The 18,689-nt window shown below is 71.0% G+C and carries 13 protein-coding genes; 4 read left to right on the top strand and 9 right to left on the bottom strand.

Annotated elements, in window-relative coordinates; genetic code table 11:
- Positions 1–30 precede the first annotated feature (30 nt).
- The 7 genes from LX83_RS20885 to LX83_RS20855 all read right to left on the bottom strand — a co-directional run bounded on the left by LX83_RS20885 (position 31) and on the right by LX83_RS20855 (position 10,921).
- Positions 31–1,884, bottom strand: a complete 1,854-nt coding sequence (locus tag LX83_RS20885) for an IucA/IucC family protein (protein WP_253773951.1) — start codon at positions 1,882–1,884, stop codon at positions 31–33.
- Between the two features lie 437 nt (positions 1,885–2,321).
- On the bottom strand, positions 2,322–3,359 hold the full coding sequence (locus LX83_RS20880) for a family 2 encapsulin nanocompartment cargo protein polyprenyl transferase (RefSeq protein WP_253773949.1): 1,038 nt from the start codon (positions 3,357–3,359) through the stop codon (positions 2,322–2,324).
- Between the two features lie 13 nt (positions 3,360–3,372).
- Complete coding sequence (locus LX83_RS20875) at positions 3,373–4,776, bottom strand: family 2B encapsulin nanocompartment shell protein (RefSeq protein WP_253773947.1); 1,404 nt, start codon at positions 4,774–4,776, stop codon at positions 3,373–3,375.
- A 41-nt stretch (positions 4,777–4,817) separates the two neighbouring features.
- A complete protein-coding gene (locus tag LX83_RS20870) occupies positions 4,818–7,115 on the bottom strand; it encodes a family 2 encapsulin nanocompartment cargo protein terpene cyclase (protein ID WP_253773945.1) in 2,298 nt (765 codons plus the stop codon).
- A gap of 10 nt (positions 7,116–7,125) precedes the next feature.
- Positions 7,126–8,544: a family 2B encapsulin nanocompartment shell protein gene (locus LX83_RS20865; protein WP_253773943.1), complete on the bottom strand. Its 1,419-nt coding sequence runs from the start codon at positions 8,542–8,544 to the stop codon at positions 7,126–7,128.
- Between the two features lie 308 nt (positions 8,545–8,852).
- A complete protein-coding gene (locus LX83_RS20860) occupies positions 8,853–10,148 on the bottom strand; it encodes a DUF6923 family protein (protein ID WP_253773941.1) in 1,296 nt (431 codons plus the stop codon).
- A gap of 11 nt (positions 10,149–10,159) precedes the next feature.
- Positions 10,160–10,921 (bottom strand): bestrophin-like domain, encoded by a 762-nt coding sequence (locus tag LX83_RS20855; protein ID WP_253773939.1) that lies wholly within the window; start codon positions 10,919–10,921, stop codon positions 10,160–10,162.
- A gap of 429 nt (positions 10,922–11,350) precedes the next feature.
- Here LX83_RS20855 and LX83_RS20850 point away from each other — a divergent pair, with 429 nt between their 5' ends.
- The 3 genes from LX83_RS20850 to LX83_RS20840 all read left to right on the top strand — a co-directional run bounded on the left by LX83_RS20850 (position 11,351) and on the right by LX83_RS20840 (position 13,825).
- A complete protein-coding gene (locus tag LX83_RS20850; RefSeq protein ID WP_253773937.1) occupies positions 11,351–11,620 on the top strand; it encodes a DUF2277 domain-containing protein in 270 nt (89 codons plus the stop codon).
- Between the two features lie 183 nt (positions 11,621–11,803).
- On the top strand, positions 11,804–13,207 hold the full coding sequence (locus LX83_RS20845; RefSeq protein ID WP_253773936.1) for a DUF4041 domain-containing protein: 1,404 nt from the start codon (positions 11,804–11,806) through the stop codon (positions 13,205–13,207).
- Between the two features lie 3 nt (positions 13,208–13,210).
- Positions 13,211–13,825 (top strand): DUF2510 domain-containing protein, encoded by a 615-nt coding sequence (locus LX83_RS20840; RefSeq protein ID WP_253773935.1) that lies wholly within the window; start codon positions 13,211–13,213, stop codon positions 13,823–13,825.
- Between the two features lie 95 nt (positions 13,826–13,920).
- Here LX83_RS20840 and LX83_RS20835 read toward each other — a convergent pair whose 3' ends face one another.
- Complete coding sequence (locus LX83_RS20835) at positions 13,921–14,856, bottom strand: hypothetical protein (protein WP_253773934.1); 936 nt, start codon at positions 14,854–14,856, stop codon at positions 13,921–13,923.
- A gap of 94 nt (positions 14,857–14,950) precedes the next feature.
- Positions 14,951–15,532, bottom strand: a complete 582-nt coding sequence (locus tag LX83_RS20830; protein WP_253773933.1) for a vWA domain-containing protein — start codon at positions 15,530–15,532, stop codon at positions 14,951–14,953.
- A 163-nt stretch (positions 15,533–15,695) separates the two neighbouring features.
- Between LX83_RS20830 and LX83_RS20825 the strand changes: the two genes are divergently transcribed.
- Positions 15,696–18,668, top strand: coding sequence for an AfsR/SARP family transcriptional regulator (locus tag LX83_RS20825; RefSeq protein ID WP_253773932.1), 2,973 nt, complete (start codon positions 15,696–15,698; stop codon positions 18,666–18,668).
- Positions 18,669–18,689 lie beyond the last annotated feature (21 nt).

Genomic DNA, 18,689 nt, shown 5'->3' with positions numbered 1-18,689 from the left:
CCAGCGGCGTCACGCCGGTGAACGCGCGGTTCAGCCGGACCCGTCGTCCTCCCGGTGCGAGCGGACCAGCGGCACGGCGGCCCGCTCGGAGCGGGTGGCCGCGCGGAGGGGGTTGGGGGTGTTGAGGTAGACCGACTGGGCGTCCAGGGGCGCGCGGAGTTCGTCGATGCCGTGCAGCCGGGTGAGCAGGTTCCCCTTGCACGGCAAGGTGTCCGCCGTCAGCCAGCGGCGGACCAGGCGATCGCCGTCCGACCCGGCCTCGGCCAGGCCGGGCAGGGCGGCGCGCAGCCGGTCGGCCAGGACGGCGAGCAGGTCCGGCTCGCGGGCCAGCCCGTCCACGGCCAGGCAGCCGACCACCGCGAGCACCTGGTTGCGCAGCAGGTAGTACGACAGCCGATCGTCCACAACGGAGTCGTCGGCCACGGCGAGCGTGGTGCAGTCCTCGCCGAACCGCCGCAGCAGCGCCGGCAGCCAGGAGGCGGCCAGGTAGTAGCCCTGGTTGTCGCGGAAGGCACCGCCGGCCACCCAGCCCCGCGCGTCGAGCCGGACCAGGGTGTTCTGCTGGTGGGCCTCCAGCCCGATGCCGGTGGCCGCGTACAGGTGCAGCACGGGCACCAGCACGCGGTCGGTGTAGTCGGCCAGCCACTGCTCGGCCGCACCGGCGCCGAGTCCGGCGACCAGCTCACCGAGCAGGCTGCGGCCGAGACCGGGCCGAGGTGCCACCAGGCCGGCCAGGCAGCGCAGGTCGGCGACGTGCCGAGGCACCTCGCGCACGGCGACGTCGAGGCCGGTCAGGGCCGGCCCCTCCGGGCGCCCCGGCTCGTCCACGGCCAGCCAGGCCGGGTCGCGGGTGATGGTGAAGCCGGGATGGGCCCGCCAGGTGCGCTCCGCGTACCCGGCGTCGAGCAGCCGGTGCACCGTCACACCGCGGCGCAGTTCGGCCCGGGTGGACTCGCGGCGGGAGTTGGTCACCCGCAGCCCGAGGGAGAGCTTCAGCATCACCTCGGCGTCGGGCCGGTACACCGTGCGCAGGCTGGAGGTCGGCCACCACTCCGGGCCCAGCTCACCCAGCGGCTCCAGGGCGCCCGAGGCGACCAGGGCCCTGATCCGGGGGCGGTGCACCAGATCGCGGGCCTGCCAGGGGTGCGCGGGCACCAACACCCGGCCGTCGTCGAGGCGGTGCTCGGCCAGGTCGGCGAGCAGCGCCACCGCGTCCCGGCCGGCCAGCGCGGGCGAGCCGGTCACCGCGTCGTGCGAGACCACCGACTCGGCCGCCGCGAACCAGTGCAGTCGGAACGCCCCGCGCAGTTCCGGCGAGAACGCGGCGCAGTCGCGGTCGGAGATGCCGTCCCGGCTCTTGGGCGCCGGGTGGTTCAGGTGGCCGAGCAGCAGGGCCTGCTCGGCGTCGAGGAAGCCGTCCACGGCCGCCGGCGGCTCGGGATCGCTCCGGCGGTCGGCGATGAACCAGGCGACCCGGCGCACGGACTCGGCGGTGCGCTCCACCAGGTCGGCGACCCCACTCGCGGGGACGCCACCCGCGGGGATGCCACCGGGGCGGCCGCCACCCCGCACCGCCGCCTCGGTGGCCAGCAGGGCGGCAGCCGTCACCGGGTCGGCGGTCGCACCGAGCCGGCCGCCCGGCCCGGCCAGCCAGACCGGCGCGAACCGGTGCCAGCCGGTGGCTGAGCAGTGGGTCACCTCGGTGACCAGCGCCAGTCCGGTGGCCGGCAGCTCGACCCGGAGCGGGCCGGGGGCGACCGCCGTGCCGGTCTCGCGCAGCCAGCAGCGCAGCAGGGCCTCAAGGTGGGCGTGTTCGGCGGCGGCACGGGGGTCGCCGGCGTGCAGCGGGTCGACCGGGGTCGCGGCCGAGGCGGTGGTGCTCATGCGGCGCCCTCCTCGATGAGTGGTGCGCGGGTGTGGCCGGCGTCGCGAGCGGTGTCCGCGAGAGCGTTGTTGTCGTTGGTTCGTCGCGGTGGGGTGGCCTGGGAGAGGCATCAGGCGGCTCCGATGTCCAATCCGGGGTGAGACCACTGGATCGCCTCGGCTCAGGCTGACTCAGCTCAGCTTAGGCGGAAAACCACGCCCGTGGTGCTGGAACCCGGCCACCCCCGGGGCCGAGCCGCCATCCCAGCGCGCGCTGGTGCGGGCACGCCGACCGCGCGTGCTGGTGCCCACGCCCACCGCCAGCGACCGGTCCACAGAGGACTGGACCGGACACCCGTCGGCCACACGGCGGGTGTCCTCGGCAACCGGGTACCGGAGGGAACGCGGCCGGGCCGGGATCGTGGCCGCGGGCGCGGGCGGTGCGGCCGGCGCGCGGGCTACTGGTCGCGGCGGGTGACGAGCCGGGCCAGCGCTTCGAGTTCCGCCGCCCGTGCGACCGGATTGGCGAGGTGCAGGTCCCGCAGGGACTGGGCCAGCAGGTCCTCGGCCTCGGCCTGGCTCCAGGCCCGTCCGCCCGCGGCGGCGACGAGTTCGGCGGCGCGTCGGGCGTCGCCCTCGGAGAGGGGCTCGTCCTGGCGGTAGAGCACGGCCAGGCCCTCCCCGGCCCGGGTGCCGGAGTTCAGGGCCGCCACGACCGGCAGCGTCTTCTTGCGCGCGTACAGGTCGGAGTGAACCGGCTTACCGGTCCGGTCCGGGTCGCCCCAGATGCCCAGCAGGTCGTCGACGTGCTGGAAGGCCAGGCCGAGCGCTTCCCCGAAGGCCCGCAGGTGCCCGACCTGCTCCCGGCTGCCCCCGCCGAAGGCCGCGCCGAGCGCGCAGGCAGCACCGAGCAGCGCGGCCGTCTTGTCCTCGGCCATCCGCCGGCATTCCGGCAGGTCGACATCACGCCGCTGTTGCAGGCCCAGATCCGCGCACTGGCCCGCCACGAGCCGGCTCACCGCGGCGGTGAGCAGCCGCAGCCCGTCCTCGGCCGCGGGGTGGCCGCTCGTGGCGAGCACCTCGTGGGCGAGGTTGAGCAGGGCGTCCCCGGCCAGGATGGCGTTGCCGACGCCGAACACCGTCCACGCGGTGGGGCGGTGGCGCCGGGTGCGGTCGCCGTCCATGACGTCGTCGTGCAGCAGCGAGAAGTTGTGCACCAGCTCCACCGCGACCGCGGCCGGCACGGCGTCCGGTGCTGTGCCGCCCACGGCCTCGGCGGCGAGCAGGGCCAGTGCCGGCCGGATCGCCTTGCCACCGCCACCCGTGGTGGGGCGGGCGTCCTCGTCCCACCACCCGACGTGGTATCCGACGATGTGGCGCAGGTGGTCGGGCAGCGTGTCAACGACAGCGCGCAGTGCCGGGTCGACGTGCTGCCTGCTCCACCGCAGCACGTCGGGTGCGGACAGCCCGCCTGGGGTCACCCGGGTGATCGTCATGGCCGTTTCCTCCCTAGCGTCCGACCTCGACGTGCTCCAGTACACCGAGCGCGTCGGGAGTGAGCACCGCAACCGAGTAGTACGTGCTGACCAGGTAGGACGTGATCGCCTTGGGGCTGATGCCCATGAACCGCACGTTCAGGCCGGGTTCGTACTCGTCGGGGATCCCGGTCTGGTGCAGGCCCACCACGCCCTGGTCGTCCTCGCCGGTGCGCAGCACCAGGATCGAACTCGTGCCCCGTTCGCTGATCGGGATCTTGTCGCAGGGCAGCAGCGGCACTCCCCGCCACGCGGTAACCCGGGTGCCGTGGACGTCCGCGACTTCCGGTGCGACGCCCAGCCGGGAGCACTCGCGGCCGAACGCGGCGATGGTGCGCGGGTGCGCCAGGAAGAACCGCGACTTCCGGCGGCGCGCCAGCAACTCGTCGAGATCGCCAGGGGTGGGCGGACCGCCCCGGGTCTGGATGCGCTGGCGCAGGTCCGCGTTGTGCAGCAGGCCGAAGTCGCGGTTGTTGACCATCTCGTGTTCCTGCTCTTCACGCAGTTCCTCGATGACCAGCCGCAGTTGCTGTTCGAGTTGGTCCATGGGGTGGCTGTAGAGGTCGGTCACCCGGGTGTGCACGCGCAGGATGGTCTGGGCGACGCTGAGTTCGTACTCCCTCGGCGTGAGTTCGTAGTCGACGAAGGTGCCCGGCAGGTCGACTTCGCCGGCGTGCCCGGCGGCGATCTCCACCGCGGCCTCCCCGTACTTGTTCCGCGCGGGCCGGGGCCGGTCGCGCAGGCGGTCCAGGTGGGCGCGCAGCGCCTCGGACTGATCGCTCAGCTCCGCGAACGCCTGCCGGGACAGGGCCAGCACGATGCAGGGGGTCACCGCCCGCACGGTGATGTCCCAGGTGTCCGCCGCGCCCACCAGTGCCCGCTCCCCCACGTACCGGCCGTCGGCCAGCACGTCGAGCACGACCTCGTCGCCGTACTCGCCGGTGCCCAGCGTGTTCACCTTGCCGTGCGCGATGAGCAGCAGTTCCTCGGCCGGCTGGCCGGCCGAGGCGAGCACGTCGCCCGGCTCGTGGTCGCGCCGGACGAACCGGTCGGCCAGCGCGCTGAGCACCGTCTCGTCGTCGAAGTCGCGCAGCAGCGCCAACTCCCGCAGTTCGGCCGGGACAACGCGGACGATGTCCCCGGTGTTGGCGCACGTCACCAACCCGTCGCCGAGCGCGTAGGTGAGCCTGCGGTTCACCCGGTAGGTGCCGGCGGAGGTCTGCACCCACGGCAGCATGCGCAGCAGCCACCTCGGGCTGATCCGCTGCATCTGCGGTGGCGTCTTGGTCGTGGTCGCCAGGTTTCGCGCGGCCCTCGTGTCCAGGCTCAGCCGCCCGGAGGTGGCCCGGTCAGCCTGGTGCCGCTGTGGTTCGGTCATGAGGACTCACCAATCTCGGTCGAGCGGGGGCAACGTCGAAGTCAGCGGTTGCCTCGGGACGCGGAGCCGCCGGGCGGCAACACCAACCGGATGGCGCTGGTGCCCACCCCGGTCGGGCTGGACAGGCGCATCCGCACGGGCAGGTGGCCGCCGGCACCGCTGCCGGGACCCGCGCCGCCCGCCGCGGTCCGCCGCAGTTCCGCCTCGCGGTACCGGGCGCACCGGCGGTGCCATTCGAGGATCCCCGCCATCCAGTCCTTGAGTTCGTCGCAGTGGCGCGTCAGCGCCCGGCGCGCCGGTTCGGTCAACTCGAACTCGTCGACCAACGTCGGCAGCTCCTCGGCGAGGATGCGCTCGAACTGCCGCATCCTGGCCGTCATCAGGTCGGCGACGATGTCACGCGCCCGCAAGCGGTCCACGCCGAGGAAGTTCTCCACGACCAGGACGATGTTGTGGAACTCGCCCTCGAACTCGATCTCCTTCTGGTACGAGAACAGGTCGTTGGTGAAGCAGGCGTAGTCCTGCGCGGCGCTGTCCAGCTCCCGCATGACCGTGCTGCGGTAGACCTCCTCGGGAACCGCGTCGAGCTGGGACAGCCGGGACAGGCTCATCGTCATGTCCGACCCGAACGTGCGGCGCCGCATCTCGATGTAGTCGACCGGGTCGGGAACGCGGTTCTGGGCCTGGTTGGCCAACTCCCACAACCAGCTCGCGGTCATGTCCCGCACCGCCGTGCGGAACTGCCGGCGAGCGGGCACCGCCATCGATCCCGTGCTGCGCCGCCACAGGTCGGCCAGGCCCCGTTCGAGCGGGTTGGCCGGCTCGGGCACCGGCCCCCCGTCAACGGGCATGAACGCGGACAGCCGCTCGGTGCACAGCTTCGCCGCGGCGAGGTTGCGGGTCGCCCCGAACACCAGCGGGTAGTAGTCGTCACCGTAGGTTCCCCAGGCCAGCCAGTCCGAGGACAGGTCCAGCTGCTCGGCGCTCGCGTCCGCGTGGATCATGGCCGCGCAGTGGGGGAAGTCGAAGCCGAGGAAGCGCCGCTCGTCCCAGACCCCCCGACCGCCCGGACCGGGCGCGGCGTCGAGCATGCCCATCTCCCGCGCCCAGGCCACGGCGTGCCGCCGGGCCCTGTCCAGGTGGGGGCTGGTCCGGACCGGGTAGGGCATGTGCAACTCCGGCAACGGCAGGTGCCCGACCGGGGTGAACAGCACCTGCGACTGCTGCCGGGACCTGCGCCGCAGGCCGGGGCGGATGCGGGAGAGCAGCAACCGGGCGGTCTCGGTGCCCAGGCCGCTCGGTCCCGGGAGCGCCCAGCCCCTGCTGGTGACGGCACCCTCGTTCATGTACCGGCTGGACCGCAGGTGCCACTCGTGGCCGCCGGACTGCCAGTCCTGCAGGCCCTTGGCGTAGGCGAGCACGCTGGCCCGCTGCGCCGCGTCCAGTCCGTGTTCGTCGCACAGCGGCGGCACCTCGGTGAGCGCGGTGTTCTCGAACTGCTCCAGCCGCGAGGTCAGCAGGTCGTTCGTGGTGTCGGCGGCCTGCTGCGGCCCGCAGCCGAGGAAGCGCTCGATGACGAGCACGCCGTTGTTGAGTTCGCCCTCCTCCTGGGTTTCCCGCTGGTAGGAGAAGATGTCGTTGCGCAGGTGCACGGCGTCGGCGAAGGTGTCCTTGAGCACCCGCATCGGCCGGGTCTCGGCGATCACGGCCGGGATCTCGACGCCGGCGGCGACCTCGACGAGATCGGCTGACCACGGGGCACCACCGACCCGGCGCCGCATCTCCACGTACTCGACCGGGTTGGGCACCCGGTCCTCGGTGATGTTGGTCAGCTCCCACACGCAGTCCTCAAGCAGGTTGCGCGTGCTGCGCGAGAAGCGGCCCAGCCAGTCCGCGGACATGACCGGGCTGGTGCGGTCCCACAGGTCGGCCAGTCCCCACTCCACCGGGTTCTCCGCGACGGGCCGCTCCCCGGTGGGGTGGACCGGCATGAAGCCCGCGAGACCGGTGAGGTACTTCCGCGCGCCGGCCAGATCGCGGGTGCGCTTGTAGCGCTCCAGGAAGTGGTCGTCGAAGTAGAAGACCCAGACGTACCAGTCGGTCACCAGGTGCAGGATCTGTTCCGGCGCTTCGGGATGGGTGTAGGCGCACAGCAGCGCGTAGTCGTGCGCGTCGAAGGTGGGCTCGTCCCAGACCGCCTGGTCGTCCCCGATGGGGCCACCCGGCAGCATTCCCATCTCCCGCGCCCACGCCTTGCTGTGCTCCCGCGCGGACTCCAGGTGCGGATTCAGCCGCGCGGGCCACGGCACGTAGAAATCGGGCAGTTCAAAGGGTTTCATGGCGCGCGCTTCAGCCTTCGCGCCCGATCTCGACGTTCTCCAGCACACCCAGCGCGTCCGGCACGAGCACCGCCGTGGAGAAGTAGGTGCTGACCAGGTAGGAGATGATGGCCTTCTCGCTGATTCCCATGAACCGCACGGAAAGCCCCGGCTGGTACTCGTCGGGCAGCCCGGTCTGGTGCAGGCCCACCACGCCCTGGTTCTGCTCGCCGGTGCGCATCAGCAGGATCGAGGTGGTGCGCGTCGGGCTCACCGGCAGCTTGTTGCAGGGGAAGATGGGCACTCCCCGCCAGGCCGGGACGTGGTGCCCGCCCACGTCGACGCTCTGCGGGTAGAGGCCCCGCCGGCTGCACTCCCGCCCGAACGCCGCGATGGCGCGGGGGTGGGCGAGGAAGAAACTCGGGTCCTTCCACACGGTGGCGAGCAGTTCGTCCATGTCGTCGGGCGTGGGCGCGCCGCCTCGGGTGGGGATGCGCTGGCGCAGGTCGGCGTTGTGCAGCAGGCCGAAGTCCCGGTTGTTGACCAGCTCGTGCTCCTGCCGTTCGCGCAGTTCCTCGATGGTCAGCCGGAGCTGCTGCTCGACCTGGTCCATGGGCTCGTTGTAGAGGTCGGCCACCCGGGTGTGCACCCGCAGCACCGTCTGCGCCACGCTCAACTCGTACTCGCGCGGTTCGAGTTCGTAGTCGACGTAGGTGCCCGGCAGGTCGGGCTCGCCCACGTGGCCGGACGCGACCTCGACCAGGGCTTCACCGTGCGAGTTCCTCGGTGGCTCCGGCTGGTTGCGCACCTGCTCCAGGTGGGCCCGCAACAGCGCGGAGCGGTCGGCGACCTCCTGGAACGCCTGCCTCGGCAGCGTCAGCACCGTGCACGCGGTCACCGCCCTGGCGCTGAACTCCCACACCACGTCGGCCTCGGTCAGCGCCCGCTCACCGAAGAAGTCCCCGTCGGCCAGCACACCCAGCACGGTCTGGCCGCCGTACTCGCCGGCGCCGAGCTTGTCCACCTTGCCGTGCGCGATGAGCACGAGCTGGTCGGCCGGTTGACCGGACTCGACGATCAGCTCGCCCGGCGCGTACTCGCGCTGCGCGAACCGGTCCGCCACCTGCCCGAGGGCCTCGGCGTCCTGGAAGCCGCGCAGCAGCGGCAACTCGCCCAGCTCCCCCGGCACCACCCGCACCTGCGCCCCGGTGTTGGTGCAGGTGATCCGCCCGTCCCCGAGGGAGTAGGTCAACCGCCGGTTCACCCGGTACGCGCCACCCGACACCTGCACCCACGGCAGCAGCCGCAGCAACCACCGCGAGGTGATGCCCTGCATCTGCGGCGGGGTCTTCGTCGTCGTCGCCAGCTTGCGGGCCGCGCCGGTGCCCAGGCTCAGCCTGGTCTGCTCAGCGCGGTCGTCCTGGACGTTCACCGGCTCGGTACCAGTCACACGACACCACCAATCAGGTCACACGTCAGTCGTTTTTGACAGTTGACCCGACCGGCCGCAGCAGTTCGCCGAGTCGGGTGATCTTCCCAACCGCCAAAAGCGATACTGGCGACTCATCCGAATGGTGTCGATCGACCGAAAGCATGATCGGTCCGTAGCCAATAAAATACTTTGCGTAGCATTACCGGGGCGCGGCTCACCAACATCCGACCCGGTTCCCGTGTTCGTCCGGGCATGGGAAATCAACCGGGAAACGCCTGGTCTTCGTGGTCGTCCCGGAAAACGGGCACCAGGAGTGCGCTTCGCGGTCAGCGACCGCGCCGCAACCGACCCGCGGCGGCCCCGGCTCCCAACAGGACCACCAGCAGCGCGAGGGCCCACCGCCGTTTCACCTCCGTGCGGTTCTCACCGGCGGCCACCTCGACGATCTCCTCCGATTCCGGCCGGGACAGGGTCCGCGCGGCTGGCGGCGACGACGTGGTCGGCACCGGGGACGAGCTGGTGGGCACCGGCGAGGACGGGACGGGTCCCGGCGACGACGGTGGCGGCACCGGCACCGGTGGCGGCGTCACCGGGGTGGTTCCGACCGGTGGCGCCCCATCCGGTGGAGCAGTCGACGGTGGGCCACTCGGCGGTGGAGCACTGGGCGGCGGGCTGGCCGGCGGTGGCGGTGACGGCGGGACCGACGTGGGCGGCTCGGGCTCCGGGGGCGCCGCGGGAGTGGTGAGACACCCCGCCGCGTCCGAACTCACCAGTGCCGGCCCCGAGGAAATCCTGGTCACCGAGCCGGCACCGCCGCGCTCGACCCGGTACAGCCGGCTGTGCCCGCCCGTGAGGTTGGCGGTGACGTACAGTGCCCGGTCCGGCCCGACCACCACCGCGCCGAACGTGCTGCTCGGCGGCAGTCTGGTCCCCGGCACGACCCGCACGGCACCGGTACCCGGGTCGATGCTGACGACCTCGCCGGAACCGTCGTGGGCGTTGGTCACCCCGTAGAGCAACCCGTCCGCCGGGTCGACGTCGACGTCACCCACCAGCCCGGCCAGCGAGGCCGGACGCAACCGGGTTACCCGTGCAACCCCCAGGTAGGCAGGGCTGTGCGGATCCACGTCCACCGTGTACAGCTCGACGCCCTTGCGCACGTACCACTGGTTGCCGACGATCGTGCCCGCCACCGCGGTCGGCAGCGCGTGCGGGGGTGGGTGCGCGCCGGTGTGCCGGAGCGGACCGAGATCGGCCATCCGACCGTCGCGATCAATGGTCACCACGTGCGCGCCGCCCCAGAAGGGCCGCCCTCGGTAGTGGTCCGCCATCCCGTAAACCAGGTCCTGCCCGCTGGCGTAGCCGATCGCGTTCAGGTGGTACCCGCGCTCACCCAGCGGGGTCGTCCGGCCGCCGGGAAGCTCGACGCGCACCACCGTCGACGTCTTGACCGGCGCCTTGTTCTGGACCTGCACGATCACACAACCCGCGTCGGCCTGGACGGCCGCCGGCGCCGACGACGCGGTCAACGCCGGCCCGAGGACGATCGTCGCGAGGGCGGCGCCGACCCCCAGCAGGGCACCCGAGCGCCTGGTCACCGTGGACACCGCCCCCCTGCTCACCGTCGACACCGTCAGCGCAGCCTGTCCACGGCCCACTGGAACGCGTCCGGCCCGATCTGCGCGCCGCCGCCGAACGGGTTCTGCAGTTGGTAGATGGCGAAGAGCAGCAGGGCGATGACCGCGGACAGCGTGGTCACGATGAGGATGTGGGTCGTCCGCCTGGTGCCGCCGAAGAGGTTGGACAGCAGGACGGTGAGGACGCTTCCGACGACCAGCACCAACCACAGGACGGCACCGACCTCACCCCCACCGGCCGCGGTCAGCCGGGCCTCGCGCGCCTGGGAAACCCGGGCGAGCTGGTCAGCGGCCTCGGTCTTGCGGTCGATCTGCCACTCGTCGTTGGCGGCCGCGTCGGCGACCACCACCCGGAGTTCGTTCAACCGCTCCCAGCCCAGCGTCGACACCTCATCACCGGCGCCCATCGCCGGCCACTCCTGCCGCGCGACGATCTCCGCGTAGGACCTGCTGAGTTCACGCGCCCGCGTGCTGGCCGGTTCCGGCAGCGACTCCGCCGCCCAGGAGGCCGCCACCAGGCTGTTGGCCTCCTGGTACGAGCCGTCGTCCGCCGCACCGACCGCGTCGAACAGCGAGATCAGCACGAAGGACACCAACACCGCGTGCAGGCCGGCGATGATGGTGAACACGTGACCGGCGGCCTCGTTGTTGTTCACCCGCCCCTCGGCCATGCCGATCCGCCGGACGAAGTACGCGATCAACGCCCCGCCCGCGGCAGCGCAGACGACCCAGAGAATGCCGCCCAGGTAAATGTCCACGAAAACCTTTCCCCCTGGAATCGCCGCCACGGGACACGAATTCAGCGCGTGCCGGTCACGCATCCATTCCTGGCATGGTCGACGCGAATTGACCGAACTGCTTCCGGCCAGCAGGAGGCTAGCACCGCAGTTGCGCCTGACCTAGTCACTCGAAAGAGGGAGGCGCACCGACGGCGATCAACAAATGTGTCCAGGAAATCGCGTGATCAACAATGCGGACCGTAGGCACAGCACACTCAACCGCGCCATTTCCACCCAGAGGCACCAGTAACCCCACGGGCCTTCAGCCACTGGGAGCAACACTCCCCCACCCTCACCCCCACCACACTGCTCCGAACGCGCGATGTCAGCTTCGGTCACACTGAGTGACAAACATCGGCCGCGTCACCACCGGCGGCGACGGCGGCTGGCGGAATCTAGTGTGGCGGCATGTGCCGAAACATCCGGGTGCTCCACAACTTCGAACCCCCCGCCACCGACGCGGAGGTCCACGCGGCCGCACTCCAGTACGTGCGCAAGGTCAGCGGGTCCACCAAACCGTCAGCCGCCAACGCCGCGGCCTTCGACACCGCGGTCAGTGAGATCGCCGCGGCGACCCAGCGCCTGCTCGACGCCCTGGTGACCGCCGCCCCACCCAAGGACCGCGAGGTCGAGGCGGCCAAGGCCAGGGCACGCGCCGCCCAGCGCTACGGCACCTGACCAGACCCCGGCCCACCCCACGGCCTCGGCCGGACCGGTAGCGCTAGGCCATTCTGGTGAACAACAACCTTCTGCCGTATTCCCGTGTAACAGGAATGCCTGTCGGCGAGATCAGGTCATAGCGCGGGAGCGCGACGGCGCTCATCGGGTTGTCACGGCGCGACAGGGGAAGAAGGACCAGGGGTGGCACTGTTCGGCAGCAAGGACAACGCGGAGATCACCGCACTGCAGCAACAACTGGCCGCTGCGCACGGCACCATCGCCGAACTGCGGGGCTGGGTCAGCCAACTCCGCGGCACCGAGACCGCGGTGCTTGAGGCCGAACTGCGTCAGCTGCGGTCCACAGTGGAGCAGGCGAAGCACGAGCACGCCGCGCTCACCTCGTCACAGCAACAGGTGCGGGCCGAACTCGACGCCTGGCGCGCGCAACTGGTCGAGACGCGCGAACTCGCCCTGCTCCAGGAAGTCGGCATCTACGAGTACGCCCATCCCCTGGACGACGCGCTCGCCTACAAGGACGCGCTGACCGCGCTGAAGCAGGAGATCAAGGCAGCGGCCAAGGACGACGCGGTGACCTGCCAGGTCGACTGGGCGGTCAACGGGTCGGTGAAGGAAGGCCAGAAGCTCGGCCGGGACATGGCCAAGCTGATGCTGCGCGCCTACAACGCCGAGGCCGACAACGCCGTGCGCGTGGTCAAGCCGCACACCCGCGAGGCGGTCAAGAAGCGGCTGACCACGACGCGGGACACCATCAGCAAGCTCGGTGTCCTGATGCGCATCGCGGTGTCGGCGGAGTACCACCGGCTGCGGCTCAAGGAGATCGACCTGACCGCCGACTACCTGATGAAGGTCGAGGTCGAGCGGGAACAGGCGCGCGCCGAGCGCGACCGGCTCCGCGAGGAAGCCAAGGTGATGAAGGAGATCGAGCGGGAGCGGGCCCGCCTGGCCAAGGAGCGCGCGCACTACGCAGCCGTCGTCGGCAAACTCCAGGCCAACGGGGACACCGACGCGTTGGCGCGGGCGCAGGAACAACTCGCGTCGATCGACAACGCGATCGATGGCGTGGAACAGCGCGCCGCCAACGTGCGGGCCGGCTACGTCTACGTGATCTCCAACATCGGCGCGTTCGGGCCCGACGTGGTCAAGATCGGCATGACCCGCCGGCTCGACCCGATGGACCGCGTGCGGGAACTCGGGGACGCGTCCGTGCCGTTCCGGTTCGACACCCACGCCCTGTTCTTCTCCGACGACGCGGTGGCGCTGGAAACCGCCCTGCACCAGCGGTTGGCGCACCGCCGGGTCAACCTGGTCAACCCCCGCCGCGAGTTCTTCTACGCGACCCCGGCCGAGGTGAAGGAACTCCTGGTCAGCCTGGGCAACGACCACATCCTGGAGTACAACGACACCGCGGACGCCGTCGAGTGGCGGGCCTCCAGCCCCGGCCGGCGCAGCACTGCCACACCAGGCGACGCTGCCACACCGGGCGACGCGGTCCCACCAGCGCACCGGGAAGCCGCGCTGGCATCCGCCCGCGCGAACACGGACGCGGGCGGCGACGGCGACCTCTCCGACGACGGCGGTGAGTGAGCGATGACCTACCCACCCGCCCCGTCCCTGCCCACCACTCCACCGGCGCGACCGGCCGACTGGTTGCCCGACCCGCTCGACGACACCCTGCTGCGGTACTGGGACGGCCACCGCTGGACCTTCCACACCGCCGTGCGCCCCAGCCCAGCCCCGGCCGAGCCGACCCCACCCGGCCAGTCCGCCCAGGCCGCAGAGCCCGAGGCGGCCACCACCGGCCTGCGCCCGGACATCGCCTCGGCACTGCAGCGGGTGCGGGGCACGCTCATCGGGTCGATGAAGGAAGTCAACCTCCTGGCCGACTACCTCGAACCCGAGGAACACGTGCTGGCGCTGGCCGGCGCGCAGGGCGACGGCCACGGCGTGCTCGCCTGCACCAACCAGCGCCTGCTCTTCCTCTTCGTCGGACTGATCAGGCGGCAGTTCCTCCAGGTCAACTGGAACCAGGCCAAGGCAGTGCGCTACGACCGGTCAACCGCGACCTTCGCGGTCTACACCACCAAGCCCACCAAGCGCGCGGTCCCCGCCATGGCCGTGCGGGTCCCCCGCCTGGCGGACGCGAACGCCGTCGCCGAAGCCGCCCAAGCCGCATCCGCCGCACCCCGACTCGACATCGTCTGAGCACTGGCGAGTGTCCTGATCAGACTCCGAACTCAGCCGGTGAACCGGGTAGCTGCCCACTCGTGTCGAGCAGTGGCGTGTCAGCCGCAGCTCTGTTAGCCAGTGCCGCGCACCTGTTCCCAGCGCACGCCGTAGACCAGACCCGGGGTCAGTCGAGTGAACCGCAGGTGCACCTCACCGGCTCGGTCAACCAGGTACTGCTGGCAGTGGCAGAGTGGGTCGGACACATCGCGCTGCTGCACGTTGTCCAGTCGCCACACACCCAGCGGCCGCTGCTCGCCCCCGAACCGCACGCGCAGCTCGAACAGCTCACATGGCCCGGTCGGGATAAAAACCAGGTATGGCGGCATCGCGTGCGCGGTCGCCAGCCGGAACCGCACCGCGAAGTCGTGCGACTCGCCTCTGCCCACCGGTTCCGGCAGAGCGAGCGCGAAGCCGAGTCGGTCGCCGCGGTCGATCAGTGTGCCGCCGTAGAGCGCGCGGACGTCCACGTCACGTCGTGCCGCCGGAACCGAAGCCGTGAGTTCCAACTCGTGCAGGCCGTTGCGACCGGCGATGATCCGGTGCTGCTCCAGCACGTCGGGTTGCTCCTGGTCCAGCACCGCTGCCACGCGCAGCTCGGTGGTGTACCAATCGCCCGACCGCTCGGCTGTCCGACCAGTCAGCGGATCGGTCATCAGCTCGGCGAGGTAGCGGATTGCTTCGTCCACCCGGCGCCGCACCGTTCGCTCGTCGCGATCTGTTTCGACCGCCGCCCACAACACGCGATCCTGGTAGCGCGGTCGCCGTGCCTCGGGCTCGATGGCGAACGCCACCAGCGCTGCCCTGCCGAGGCCATCCGGCAGTTGCTCGGCGAGTTCGGTCAGTCGGGTGATCAGTGTGCGGCGGACGGCTGACGGCTCATCACCGTCGGAGATCCCGCACGCCGCGCGCAGCGTCGGGCCGACCCGCTCCTCGATCCCGCTGGCGAGCACGCCGCGGCCCTTGCGAAGCGACTTCAACTCGCGGACCAACTCCGCATGCCCGTACATCGGCTCGCCTCCCTGGTGGATAACTGTGTCGTCCTCGGTGGTCCGAGAGGTTGCGGGAGGCCCGTGGATCAGAAGTGGACACATTGTGGATGGCCTAGACGTGGTCGGGCCGCAGCGCTGTCCACGCCACCGACGCGGTCAGCGCGGTACCTATCCGGACACCGTCCCGCCAAGAGAACACGCGGAACCTGCCGATCCGGTTGAGCGTGTGCTGGTCGACAGCTCCGAGGCCGTAGGCGACCACGTTCGGGCGGGCCGCCCAGGCCGGGTCCACGAGCGCGTCGAACGCGGCCGGCCAGGTCGCCGGATCGGTTGGTCTGCCGTCGGAGGCGAAGAACACGACCGGCCGGTGCACCCGCAACCGGTGTGCCTTCAGCCCGCACACGTCGCGGTCGATGATCTCGCGGAGAAAGGTGAACGCGCGCCCGAAGTCGGTGCCCGCGCAGGACATCGGTGCGAACAGCTCGGGCAGTTCGTCCGCAGGGCACAGCGCGCGCAGTTCCCGGGCGCTCTCCGCGAACCCGACCAGACAGACCCCGATCCGCGCGGCGACCGACGGATCGGCGTGAACCGCGCCGCGGAACTCCCGCAGCCCGGCATTCAGCTCGTCGAGGTGGTCGGACATCGAAAACGACAGATCGTAGGCCACATAGCAGGGCATCACGTCGAACTCCATCTGTTTCCTCCTCCGCACACGCCTTTGCTGACCGCCGGATCGTGTTTGGCTCAGGTGGACCAGATGTGGACGGAACGCTGATTCGGCAACACCCGGACGGCCGCTTGTGCGAGGTGCGCCGCGATATCAAGCTCGCTCCAGGGGAGGCGAAGTGGAATTTCGGATGTTGGGTCCGTTGGAAGCCTGGCATGAAGGCGCCAAGGTGGACCTGGGTGATCAACAACAGCGGTTCGTTCTCGTCGTACTCCTGTTGCACGCGAACAAGCCGGTGTCCACCGAGCGGCTGACTGAGATCATCTGGGGCGGCAACCCCGAGCGTCGCACGCTCGTGCGCGGCTACATCAGCAAGTTGCGCGCGGCGTTTCGCCAAGCCGATGACGTGTCGATCGACAAGGAGCCGACCGGCTACCTGTTGCGGGTCGGTGCGGACCAGCTCGACACCGTTCGATTCGAGCGGCTGCGTGCGGAGGCGGCACACGCGGATGACCGGGGCCGGAAGATCGAGCTGCTGCGTGCCGCGGTCGCGCTGTGGCGGGGGCGGTTCCTGGAGGACATCGACAACGACCGGGTGGGCGGCCCCGAGGTGATCTCGCCCGACGAGAGCTACTTCGACGCGGTCGGCGACCTGGCCGAGCTGGAACTGGCCGCTCGCGACCACCGGTCCGCACGAGATCGGCTCCGTCCCGTGGTGCGGATGGATCCGGCCCGGCAGCGGCACGCCGAACTGCTCATGCGCGCGTTGATCGCGGGTGGTGACCGGGTGGGGGCGGTCCGGGTCTTCCAGGACGTCAGGGACGCCACCCGTGCCGAGTACGGCATGGACCCCGATCCAGCCCTGCGCAATCTCGCCGCTCGGGCCGAACACGGCGAGCCGCCCAGTGCGCTGCCGACCCCGGTGCGGTGGTTCACCGGCCGCGCCGCGGAACTCGACGTGATCGAGGCGGCGGCCGCGGCGGAACGCCGTGCGGTGTGGGTGAGCGGCGCTCCAGGCGTTGGCAAGAGCGGGCTGGCCCTGGAGGCGGCACACCGATTGCGCCACCGGTTCCCGGACGGCCAACTGCTGGTGCGGCTCAACGGGTTCACCCCGAACATGCCGCCGATGCCCGTTGAGGACGCGCTCACCCAACTGCTGGGCGAGTTGGGCGTACCCCCGGAGCAGATCCCGAGCACGAAGGGCCGCAAGTTCGCGCTGTACCAGGCGAAGCTGCACGGCAGCAGAACACTCGTGGTGCTGGACAACGCGGTCGCACCGGACCAGGTCCAGCTGCTGCTGCCCGAGGCGACGGGCTGCTTCGCCATCGTGACCAGCCGGCGCATGGGTGAGCCGGACACCGGTGAGCACGTCCGGCTCTCCCCGCTGCCGTCGGACGACGCCATCGCGCTGTTCCTCGCCCTGGCCGACCCGCGCCGCGTGGGCGGCAAGACCGCCGAGGTGGCCGCGGTGGTGAAGCGGTGTGGGTACCTGCCGATGCCGATCAGGGTGGCCGCCGCGTTGTTCCGCAGGCACGACCAGTGGCCGCTGGAACACCTGCTCCGCCTGATCGAGGAGAGCGGGCCGTGGCGCACGGACACCGATGACGGAGCGGGCGCCGCCGCGGTTCGGGTGTCCTACCAACTGCTCGACAGCCCGCAGCGGACGATGTTCCGGCTGCTCGGCCACCTGCCCGGACCGGACATCGACGTGGCCGCCGCAGCGGCGTTGGTGGGCAGCGACCGCACCGAGGCTCGCCTGGTGCTCGACGACCTGCACGAGGTGTGCCTGCTGGAGGAGATCGCGCCGGAGCGGTACCAGATGCTGGACCCGCTCAAGGAGTTCGCTGTGGCCGAGCCGTCACCGACCACCCCGAGCGAGTCCACGGACGCGCTGCTCCGGCTGCTCGACTTCTACCTCATCACGCTGGCGAACGCGGTGGACACCGCATACCCGTTCGATCGCGCGCTGCAGCCCGCCACGGGCCGCTCCTGCCCGGTGGCTCTGGCCTTCACGGACACAGACGCCGCGGTGTCGTGGATCGCCACCGAGCGGGACAACCTGGTGGCCGCCATCCGCCACGCCGCCACGCACGACCTGCCTGAGCACGCCTGGCGGCTGGCCGTGCTGTTCTGGCGCTACTTCAACACCACGAGCCAGCTCGAGGACTGGATCGAGACCCTGGAACTCGCCAGGTGGATCGTGTCGGCGGACCCGGACAACGACTACGGCCAAGCCCACGTGCTGCTCCGGCTGGCCACCGCGCACAACCGGCTCGGCCGGCTCGCCGACGCGCAGGAGCTGGCCGTGCAGACGCTGCCCAGGTGGACCCGGCTGGGGGACGTGCGCGGCGAGGCGGCCACGCTGTGCGCGATCGCCATTCCCACCATGGAACTCGGTGGGCACACCCAGGCCATGGCGTACTTCGCGACCGCGCTGAAAAAGTACGAGCAGTGCGGAGACCTGCGTGGCCAGGCCCACGCCCTGAGCATGCTCGGCTACCTCAACGACCTGCACGGCGACCTGGATCTCGCGCTGCGGCAACACCAGGCATCCGTGCGGATGCTGCGCGAGATCGACCACGTGCAGGGGTTGGCGCACGCGCTGAACAACCTCGGCTCGGTGCAGCAGCGCCTCGGGTTCCCAGCGGAAGCGCTGGCCAGTCACCGGAAGGCGCACGAGTTGGCAGTCGAGGTCGATGACAACTGCACGATGGCCTCTGCGCTGAACTGCATCGGCAACGTGCACCGATCGCAGGGCCTGCTCACCGAGGCGGTGCGCTACCAGGAGCAGGCCAGGAGGGTGGCGGCGAACGTGTCCGACGCCGATCTGCGCACCCGGCTCTACCGGGACAGCGGTGCGACCGCTCAGGCCGGCGGCGACCAGGAGAAGGCCCTGCACGCGTATCAGGCGGCGCTGGACCTGGCGATCGGCACGGGGAACCGCACCTACCAGGCCCACGCCAACCGGGGCGTCGCGCAGGCACTGCACGCCCTGGGCAGGCACGTCGACGCCGTGCCCCACTGGCGCGCGGCCGAGGAGCAGTTCAGCGCGCTCGGCCAGCCGGAAGCCGCCGAGGTCCGCGCCGAATACGCGGACCTCACCTGCGCATGCGGTCAGAACGTGTCCGACGACCAGGGTGGGCTCGATCAGCGCGCAACGTGATCACGTCGGCACGCCTCGACG

The sequence above is a fragment of the Goodfellowiella coeruleoviolacea genome, from assembly GCF_024171785.1.
In the GTDB taxonomy this organism is placed as follows: Bacteria; Actinomycetota; Actinomycetes; order Mycobacteriales; family Pseudonocardiaceae; genus Goodfellowiella; species Goodfellowiella coeruleoviolacea.
This window is presented reverse-complemented; position numbering and strand designations above follow the sequence as displayed.